8 protein-coding genes are annotated in these 8,750 nt (G+C 60.0%); 2 read left to right on the top strand and 6 right to left on the bottom strand.

Translation table 11 applies throughout. The features are described 5' to 3' along the window. Positions 1-120 precede the first annotated feature (120 nt). The 3 genes from J4G14_14075 to J4G14_14065 form a co-directional block, all read right to left on the bottom strand. The gene (locus J4G14_14075) at positions 121-2,004 is read right to left on the bottom strand and encodes an ABC-F family ATP-binding cassette domain-containing protein (GenBank protein ID MCE2458917.1); all 1,884 of its coding nucleotides are present in this window, start codon (positions 2,002-2,004) and stop codon (positions 121-123) included. Between the two features lies 1 nt (position 2,005). Continuing rightward, complete coding sequence (locus J4G14_14070) at positions 2,006-3,961, bottom strand: S9 family peptidase (protein MCE2458916.1); 1,956 nt, start codon at positions 3,959-3,961, stop codon at positions 2,006-2,008. A gap of 212 nt (positions 3,962-4,173) precedes the next feature. Next, complete coding sequence (locus J4G14_14065; GenBank protein ID MCE2458915.1) at positions 4,174-4,944, bottom strand: alpha/beta fold hydrolase; 771 nt, start codon at positions 4,942-4,944, stop codon at positions 4,174-4,176. Between the two features lie 142 nt (positions 4,945-5,086). On the opposite strand from J4G14_14065, the gene rph reads away from it, so the two are divergent. After that, positions 5,087-5,806 carry a ribonuclease PH gene (gene rph / locus J4G14_14060; GenBank protein MCE2458914.1) on the top strand — a complete coding sequence of 240 codons (720 nt, stop codon included), beginning with the start codon at positions 5,087-5,089 and terminating at the stop codon, positions 5,804-5,806. A 35-nt stretch (positions 5,807-5,841) separates the two neighbouring features. Here the strand turns inward: rph and dnaN are convergent, their stop codons facing one another. Continuing rightward, positions 5,842-6,984 (bottom strand): DNA polymerase III subunit beta, encoded by a 1,143-nt coding sequence (gene dnaN, locus J4G14_14055; protein ID MCE2458913.1) that lies wholly within the window; start codon positions 6,982-6,984, stop codon positions 5,842-5,844. Positions 6,985-7,177: 193 nt separating this feature from the next. Continuing rightward, positions 7,178-7,681, bottom strand: a complete 504-nt coding sequence (locus tag J4G14_14050) for a YceI family protein (GenBank protein MCE2458912.1) — start codon at positions 7,679-7,681, stop codon at positions 7,178-7,180. 22 nt (positions 7,682-7,703) lie between these two features. Between J4G14_14050 and J4G14_14045 the strand changes: the two genes are divergently transcribed. Further along, positions 7,704-8,066 carry a hypothetical protein gene (locus J4G14_14045; GenBank protein MCE2458911.1) on the top strand — a complete coding sequence of 121 codons (363 nt, stop codon included), beginning with the start codon at positions 7,704-7,706 and terminating at the stop codon, positions 8,064-8,066. Here J4G14_14045 and J4G14_14040 read toward each other — a convergent pair. Then, a complete protein-coding gene (locus tag J4G14_14040) occupies positions 8,053-8,517 on the bottom strand; it encodes a hypothetical protein (GenBank protein MCE2458910.1) in 465 nt (154 codons plus the stop codon). The genes J4G14_14045 and J4G14_14040 overlap by 14 nt on opposite strands. Between the last annotated feature and the right edge of the window lie 233 nt (positions 8,518-8,750).

The following is an 8,750-nucleotide window of genomic DNA, read 5'->3' as shown; positions in this document are numbered from 1 at the left end:
TGACGAGCCTGAAAATCGTCCGAATGAGCGCTCCTACGCGACCGCCACGCTCACTACGCCGCCCTGAAACCCCTTCTTCAGCAGCCTGCTAGTGAATTGAGGAACACGTTGCTCGCCCACTCACGCCTGTTCCCACTTCGCCCAGGCCTCCTCTACGGCTTCCTGAGCCTTGGCGTGTCTGCGGCCCAGCCGTTCGATCTGCTTGAGGTTCTGTTTCGCCGAAGCGATTTCGAGACGCCGCTCTATCTCTGCTACGTCTGTCTCAAGCTGCTGGATGAGCGCCTCGTAGTCGATGGTCTGAGCCTGCTTCCCAGGACCAGAATCTCTTTCGCGTCGTTTGGACTCGCGATCCCTTCGGCGATGGCGGGCGCGGGCGCGTCGGGAGACCGGCTCGGGTTCGGGGGGCCTGTTGATCCGCACCCACTCTTCGAAGCCTCCCTCGAACAGCCGTGCCGCACCGTCCTCTATCACGAGTATCCGCTCGGCCATGAGTCTGATGAAGTGCCGGTCGTGGGACACGAACAGCAGGGTGCCGTCGTACGACTCCAGGGTGGCCTCCAGAGCCTCGCGGCTGGCTATGTCCAGATGAGTGGTCGGCTCATCCAGCACGAGCACGTTAGGGTAGGTGATCAGCAGCCGGGCTAGGGACAGCCGTGTTCGCTCCCCGCCGGACAGTGAGGAGACCATCTTGAACACGTCGTCGCCCTGGAACAGGAACCTGGCGAGGTAGTCCCGAGCGTCGCCAATCGGGGTGTTCTTGACCTCCAGGAACGCGTCGAGGACATTCTTGTTGTCAGGCAGATTCCATGTGCCCTGGTTGAGGTGCCCTGTCAGGACGTTGTGACCGAGGGATACCGTACCAGTTAGCGGCTTGAGTTCGCCGAGTATCGTTCGCAGCAGCGTGGTCTTGCCAATCCCGTTCGGCCCCACCACTGCAGTTCGCGAGCCACGCAGCAGGTCGACGTCGGGCACCGTCAGCAATTTGGTCTCGGCCCCGTTGTTCGAGAAGCCGACTGAGACTCCTCTCAGACTCACTGTTATGTGACCTGTACGAGACGCCGAGGAATTGCCGATGTTGATGGTCTTCTCTGACTGAGGTGCTTCCAGCCTAGCCAGGCGTTCCAGGCGTGTCTCCCTGCCGCGTGCCTCCCGCGAGCGCTGCCCGGCCTTGTATCGCTGAATGAAGAACTCCTCCTTGGCGATGTACTCCTGCTGGCGCTCGAACTCCTTCTGCTGGCGCAGGACCTGCGCGTGCTTCAGCCCGCGGTACGCGGAGTAGTTGCCGGGGAAGCTTTGGAGCCGACCAAGCTCCAACTCCCAGATATCAGTGCAGATGCGGTCCAGGAAGTATCGGTCGTGAGATACTGCCAGCACCGCGTACCTGAACTCGGACAGAAACCCTTCAAGCCAGTTGAGGCCATCGAAGTCCAGGTAGTTCGTGGGCTCATCGAGTACCAGCAGATCGGGATCTGTCAGAAGTGCGCGTGCAAGCGCGGCCCTTGTCCGCTCTCCGCCACTGGCCACGGATGCCTGCGTGTCGAGCGTCTCCTGGGTCAGTCCGACTCCCTGTGCGACACGCTCCACCCGGCTCTGGTAGTCGTAGCCGCCAAGGGACTCGTACTCCTCGAGCAGCCTGCTGTACCTGTCTTCCGCAGTCGATCGAGCACTTCCCTGGCGCTGCTGAATATCCAGTGCGGTGTCGGCGAGCTCTGCCTCCAGTTTGAAGAGGCGGGCGAAGGCCGACTCCACCCCGTCGCGCAGCGTGCCCGGCACATCGTGTTCGGCAAGCTGAGGGACGTAGGCCAGTCGCAGTCCGGAATTGGTAGTCACCGTGCCAGCGTCCGGCTCCAGTTCGCCGACGAGCACACGCAACAGTGATGTCTTGCCGCCGCCATTTGGGCCCACGAGCCCAATGCGCGACTGCTCGTTCACGTCGGCGTCCACTCCGGCAAACACCTCGACGTCGCCATAGAAGAGTCGTAGCTGTGATGCTGAGAGGAGCAACTTATCGAGCGAGGGAGACGTGCTTGTTCATCCAGTCCAGCAGCCGCGAGAGGTATTCCTCTCTGAGCCTGGGATGGCCCGATCTTACGAAGCCATGCGAACTGTCCGGGAATCGGACGAACTCCACCTCTTTGCCAAGCCGCTTGAGTGTCACGAAGTACTGTTCAGACTGCTCAATCGGGCAACGATGGTCGGACTCGCCGTGCATGAGAAGCACCGGCGTCTCGACATTCGGCGCGTAGGTCAGGGGAGAGTGCTCCAAGAACGCGTCCAACGCGTCCCATCGCTTGCCGCCCCACTGCACCTCTCCGAAACGAACGCCGATGTCTGATGTCCCGTACATGCTGGACAGGTTGATGCAGGGCGCGCCGACGACAGCCGCATTGAACCGGGTGTCGTGGCCGATGATCCATGAACTCATGAAGCCGCCGTAGCTGTAGCCGGTGATGCCGAGCCTGGATTCATCGACGTAGTCCCTTTCGCAGACCAGGTCAACCGCCGACATGATGTCCAGGTAGTCCTCGCCGCCCCAGTCGTTGAGTACGGCTGTCATGAAGTCTGTGCCGTATGTCGATGAGCCGCGGGGGTTGACTGCAAGCACTATGTACCCGGCGGTCGCCAGCACCTGCTGCTGGGCGCTGAAGCTGTCTGAGAATACCCCGTGCGGTCCGCCGTGGATGTCCAGCACAAGTGGGTACCTGGAATCTGGGTTGAACTCGGGTGGGAACAGGACGCGGGATTCAATCTCGAAGCCGCCCCTGTCGTGGCTGAATTTTTCTAATCGCGCAGGCGGATGCTCCTCGAAGTACTCCAGGTTGAAATCGGTCAACTGGGAGGTTTCTCCCGACTTTATGTCCACATTGTAAAGGTCACCGGCCGAGTCTGGATTGGCCGTCAGCACGACTGCCGAACTCGCATCGGCATCGAACGAGATGAGCGACATCTGGCCGCCTCCGGTTATCTTGCGCAGTTCTCCCGAGTCGGCGTCAGCCTGGTAAATGCCTGACTCTCCCCGTGCATCCGCGATGAACGAAATGCGTCCATCGTCGGTCCATCTCATCTCAGGCGCAGGCACGAGCGGAGCGTACCCCCCTGCTGCACTGATCGAGTCGTCGGTGAGCTTGCGGGGTGAGCTTCCCGGCTCGATCACAAATATCCAGGACTGCCAACCGGCACCTACGACCTCGTCGTCGGAGCCAACCACCGCGAGCGCATCCCCCGACGGAGACCAACACAGTGCTGCGACGCTGGACAGGCCTTCTGACCGGAGTTCAATGTCCCCGCCAGACGCCGGTACGACGTAGACATCCGTGTGAGTAGCGATCTCTCGGTCCGGTCTACGGTCTGCAACGAACGCAATCGATGAGCCGTCCGGCGACCATGCTGGCGCACTGTCGTCTCCCTCGCCGTCCGTGAGTTGCCGTGTCTCGCCCGTCTCGCGGTCAACCACGAACACGTGCCTGAACGCCTCGCCCCTCCATCCGAGACCGTCCGCCCGGTACCTGATCCTCTTGACCACGCTGACTCGCGGGTCCTTCTTCGAATCGTGATCGTCAGGTGCGAGGTCCGGGTCCACGTCCGACACGAATGCCAGTGCGCCCGAGTCAGGAGACCACGCGACATCGGTAATGCCGCCGGCGACGTCAGTCAGTTTTCTTGCCTCGCCGCCGCCAGTGGGAATGGTCCAGATCTGGGACTTGCCTTTGTCGTCGGGCCTTACAAATGCAAGGTGGCGACCGTCCGGCGAAAACCTTGGACTGGAGTCGCTCTTGCCGCTGGAATAGGGAGCGGTCTCGCCCGATGCCACGTCCATCACCATAATCTGCGACCGGTTCTCCGCGCTCTCTTGGTCTATTCGGGAGCTCACAAAGGCAAGCCTTGTGCCGTCTGGAGACAGAGAGGGTGAAGCCACGCTCACCAGCTTGTAAACGAGGTCGGGAGAGATGGAGGAAGGCATGGCGATAGGTCCCCTTGGAAGAAAGATGCTGAAGGTATCTTAACCGTCCACGGCTTCAGGCCGTCAAGTCGGCTGCTTAGATAGCACCCGTAGCAGTCCCGTAGATGCGCCACTACTACGCCACTTCCCGGAGCGCGGGCGTCTCGCCCGCCCCGGCTTGCCCCAAGGCTGTCGAAAGGCATGTGACGGTCTGAGCCTACATACAGTATCCCTCAGTATGAGGTCCCGGAAAGATACTCCCTCACCAGCGGCACCACAAGGTCGCTCCGGGTGAAAGTGCCTCCGTGGTCCTGGCCCTGAAGCGAGACGAACTTCGCGTCTGGAAGAGTCTCCACGAAGTTCCGGGCGTTGTCGTGGAAGGCATCCTGGTCACCGTCATAGAACAGGCACGGCATCGTCATCCGGCTCGCGATGTCGCTGTAGTCCCTGACGTGATCGCGGATTCCGAATGAACTTGCGACCATTGCAAGGCAGTCGTTTTCGAGAAAGCGTTCCCGCTTCGAGACCGGCTCCATCCTGCCGAACCTGTTCTCAAAGCCTTCCAGGTAGCGTTCGATTCCCTTGCTGAGGAATCTGATGCGATTCTCGAACTGACGAGGGCTAGTCCCGTGCTGATCGATGCCGGCCATGATCATGCCCAGTATGCGCTCAGGGGCGCACTCCACTACGCCGAACCCGATTCGGCCACCCATCGAGTATCCCCAGAAGTAAGCGGCGTCGATCTCCAACTCGTCCATGACGACGTGGACATCGGCGACCCGCATCTCCATCGTGTACGCCTCCTGAGCGTGGGGCCTGTCGCTCAGACCGTGCCCCCGACAGTCGACCATGACCAGCCTGTAGTCGTTTCTGAGCACGTCCACGTAGCCGGCCTCATACCAGTCGACAAGGCTGTCGCTGAACCCGTGGACCATTACGATGGGCGGTCCGGCACCTTCCACCCGGTAGTGGATTCGCGCGCCTGAACTTTGTACGTAGGGCATGTGATTCTCTGCGAAGTGGAGGGCTCGAATGCTGGAATGTATCGCTGGGAGGCTGATTTAAAGTCGTTGCTATCATAGCAGTCCCGAACCCCGCTTCCCCCTGTGCTATACTCCGGCGGACTTTTCTGGAGGTGACTCAGTAGTGGTCCGATCGGACGGTCGTGCCAACGACCAGCTCAGGCCGGTGACCATCGAGCTCGGTGTGCAGAAGTATGCTGAGGGCTCAGCGTTGATTTCCGCCGGAGATACGCGTGTGCTGTGTGCTGTAAGCGTCGCAAACGACGTGCCACGCTTTCTGCGAGGTTCAGGGCAGGGCTGGGTGACCGCTGAGTACTCAATGCTCCCGCGGTCCACACACACTCGCACCAGGAGAGAGACCACCCCCAGAGGTCGCACTCAGGAGATCCAACGCCTCATAGGACGGTCGCTCCGCGCAGCCGTGGATATGGATAGGCTGGGCGAGATCACGCTAACTGTCGACTGCGATGTCATCCAGGCCGACGGCGGGACCCGTACGGCGTCCATCACCGGCGCATACGTGGCCCTGTGTCAGGCGCTGACCACTGTCCGAGAGAGCGGCAGGCTGGATAGCCTTCCCATCAAGACGGCGGTGGCGGCGGTCAGCGTCGGCATCGTTGGTGGAGTGCCGATGCTGGACCTCTGCTACGAAGAAGACAGCAGTGCCGCTGTAGACTTCAACGTCGTAATGACCGACGAGTCAGAGTTCGTGGAAGTCCAGGGCACGGCTGAGGAATCAGCGTTCACCAGGACTCAGCTTGACGACATGATGACCCTCGCCGAATCAGGCATACGCGACCTGATCGTGATGCAGCGAGATGCTATAGAGAGCCTGAGTTCCTGACTCGACCGCGTAAGCCCCGTGCTACGCGTCCGGCTCTACCATTGCACAAACATCGGCATCACGACGTGCGTGTACGTGTAGCCCTCCGATTCCGATGCCGGCCTGATGACGCCCGGACTCGACGGTGTCGTCGTCTCCAGCGCCACCTCGTCATCGCCGAGCACGTCGAGTACGTCGCTAAGGAACCTGCTGTTGAAGGCTATCTTGGAGTCGTCGCCTTCCACCGTGGCGTCAATCTCGCCCACGTTTTCCCCAAGCTCTTCAGCCCTGGAAGAGACTGCCAGTTTGCCTTCCGTCCCGTTCTCGCCCGCAGTCACGTTCAGCCGGACGATGCCCGAGCCGTCTCTCGCAAACGTCGCCGCCGCCCTCGTTGCCTGTGTAAACGACTCGTGGGCGACCACGACGCGAGTGTCGTAGCCTTCTGGAATAAGCTGTCGATAGTTGGGGAAGGTGCCCTGCACGAGCTGGGACACGAGTTCGACGTTCTCGAGTCTGAATAGCGCCTGGCTCTTTTGCGGCGTGACAGTGAATTCCACGGGGTCCGACTGCGCGCTGATAAGTCGACCGACTTCCTGCAGCGCCCGAGCGGGCACGGTGAAGCTGATGTCTTCATCGATGGGTGCTGACAGCTTCCCGTCGTACACGGCAAGCCTGAAGCCATCCGCGGCGGCGAATGTAAAGCTGTCGCCAGACATCTCTACCTTTATACCGGTCAGTACTGGGCGAGAGTCGTCAGTCGCGGCCGCGAAAGCCACCCTATTGATCGCGTCTCTCATAACCGAGGCGTCTATTCGTCCAACCGAACCTTCGTCAACAGTCGGAATGGGCGGGAAGTCCTCTGCGTCCTGCCCGTTGATGTTTGCCTCGAATCGAGCGCAGCTAAGACCCAGACTGAGCGGCTGAGCAGTCGACGTGACATCGATACGAGCCACAGGCAGCGAGTTCACGAACTCAGTCAGCAGCCTCGCTGGGACAGTCAGCGACCCTTCTTCTTCGACTTGTGCACCGACCCACGTGCTGATGGCGATTTCGAGATTGGTGGCCGACAGCTTGAGACGGGAGTTATCCGTCGACATCATCACATTCTGAGTGATGGGGAGTGTCGTCCTGGTTGCAACTGCCCGCTGTACGATTGACAGCCCGCGACTGAGATTCTCTTGCAGACATGAAAGCTGCATTGGTTACATCCTCTTGGTTCTGATTCCTCTGGCAGAGGTGTTTCGCCCGCTTACGTGACTACACTTCCCTATGACCGCTGCCGATTGGGTTGCCGAGTAGTATAGTTGTCGGAATTTTCGAGCGTCAACGTGAACTGGGTTCATGTAAAGCCCATAAACGGGACACAGGCGAGCAGTCCGAGACAGCGTGGGACTACTCGATCGATGCGACTATATCGATCTCCAGGAATATGTCATCGTCTACGCTCAATATGAACGCAAACGTGGGCTTAGAAAGCTCGAACTGGTCGAACGTGATCATGGTCCTGGCCTGACCTGCGACCGACCCACCATCGAACTGCGCCGTAACGTCCCAGGTGACAGACTTCGTTACTTCCTGGATCGTCAGGTCGCCATACATCTCGAAGGTAGCCTCGCCCGACTCTGGAAGCGGCCATGGTAGGTAGTCGAATCCCCTGACAACCAGTTCGGCATTCGGGAACTGCCCCGTATTGAAAAGGCTCGTCCTGACCCACCTGTCTCGCCGGTCCTCGTCACTCCTGAACCCTGACAGTCCAACCTGCAGGAGGGACGATTCCGAGTCCACCTCGCCGTCGTCCTCGAACACGATTGAACCCGAGACCTCTGAAGTCTCGCCGATGGCCTTGATCGGCAGATCAACCCCCCTTAGCTCCTCACCCACGATGTAGCGTGCCATTGAAGCCTCTTCTACGACTACCGTGACGCCGCTCGATTCAGAAGAAGCAGAGGGGGCGGTTGGAATCGCAGGAGCAGTGGGGATCGACACCGCGGTTGGTATCGATGCCGCCGTCGGGATTGCCGCCGCCGTTGGTACGGATACAGCCGTGGGGATCGACACCGCCGTTGGAATAGATGCAGCGGTCGGTATGGACACTGCGGTGGGAACAGGCGGAGACGTAGGTATCGCGGGAGCGGTCGGGATAATTCCCGAAGAAGGCTGCTCGGCCTCCTCAACACACGCGACGAAGAGAGCAATTGGAATAAGAGTGATCAGGAGCCAAATGAACGCTCGCAAAGCTACAGGCAAACGCTCCGGGAAGAAAAACCTCACTGCACCGTGATGGTGCCGACCATCCCCAGGGCCTCGTGCGGCACACACACCAGTTCGTATGTGCCTGGCTCTTCGAAAATGTAGTCGAAGCCGACGGTCTCACCTGCGTTTACTTCGACGTTGATGTCCAGGTCGCTGACAGTGAAAGAGTGGAACGCCGCTTCTGCTATGAACGTAAAGTTCACGCCTTCACCAACCGCGAAAGCGAAGTCAACGGGATCGTACTCCATCGGGCCAGCGCCGCCATTGTCGATCATGTTCACGGTTACGGGGGTACCGACTATGGCTTCTGCTGCATCCTCACCTTCGCCAGGTACCGCAGTGGGAGCGGGTGCCGGAATCGGAGGTGACGCTCGCTGGATGATGGTTACGGACGGCCCGCTAGGTGCAGCCTGGCCACATGCTATAGCCGCAATGGCGACGGTTGCTACCAGGATCGCCGCTACTGCAAGTTTCGTCACCGAAATCCCCCCTGGCTGTTGGCCGATTTCACAGCCCCATAACAGTTCGATAGGCCCTGAATCTGGGCGCTGACAGCCGCAGACCGGGCCTGATTGTGAATGGTCTCACATAATCCTAGCACCTTGAAATTTGAGGGTCAATTGGCCGTTGACGCTGTAACCGTCCCATAGGTGGTGAGATAGTTTGATGTGAAGTTTGCTGTGCGCAGGTTGGGCGTGTTCACGGACGGACC

The sequence above is a fragment of the Dehalococcoidia bacterium genome (assembly GCA_021295915.1).
Taxonomy (GTDB): Bacteria; Chloroflexota; Dehalococcoidia; order Lucifugimonadales; family UBA1123; genus VXRN01.
This window is presented reverse-complemented; position numbering and strand designations above follow the sequence as displayed.

Coding starts and splice junctions, on each gene's coding strand:
- J4G14_14070 (MCE2458916.1), bottom strand. CDS start 3,961: ATGCCTTCCTCCATCTCTCCCGACCTCGTTTACAAGCTGGTGAGCGTG.
- J4G14_14065 (MCE2458915.1), bottom strand. CDS start 4,944: ATGCCCTACGTACAAAGTTCAGGCGCGCGAATCCACTACCGGGTGGAA.
- dnaN (MCE2458913.1), bottom strand. CDS start 6,984: ATGCAGCTTTCATGTCTGCAAGAGAATCTCAGTCGCGGGCTGTCAATC.
- J4G14_14050 (MCE2458912.1), bottom strand. CDS start 7,681: ATGGCACGCTACATCGTGGGTGAGGAGCTAAGGGGGGTTGATCTGCCG.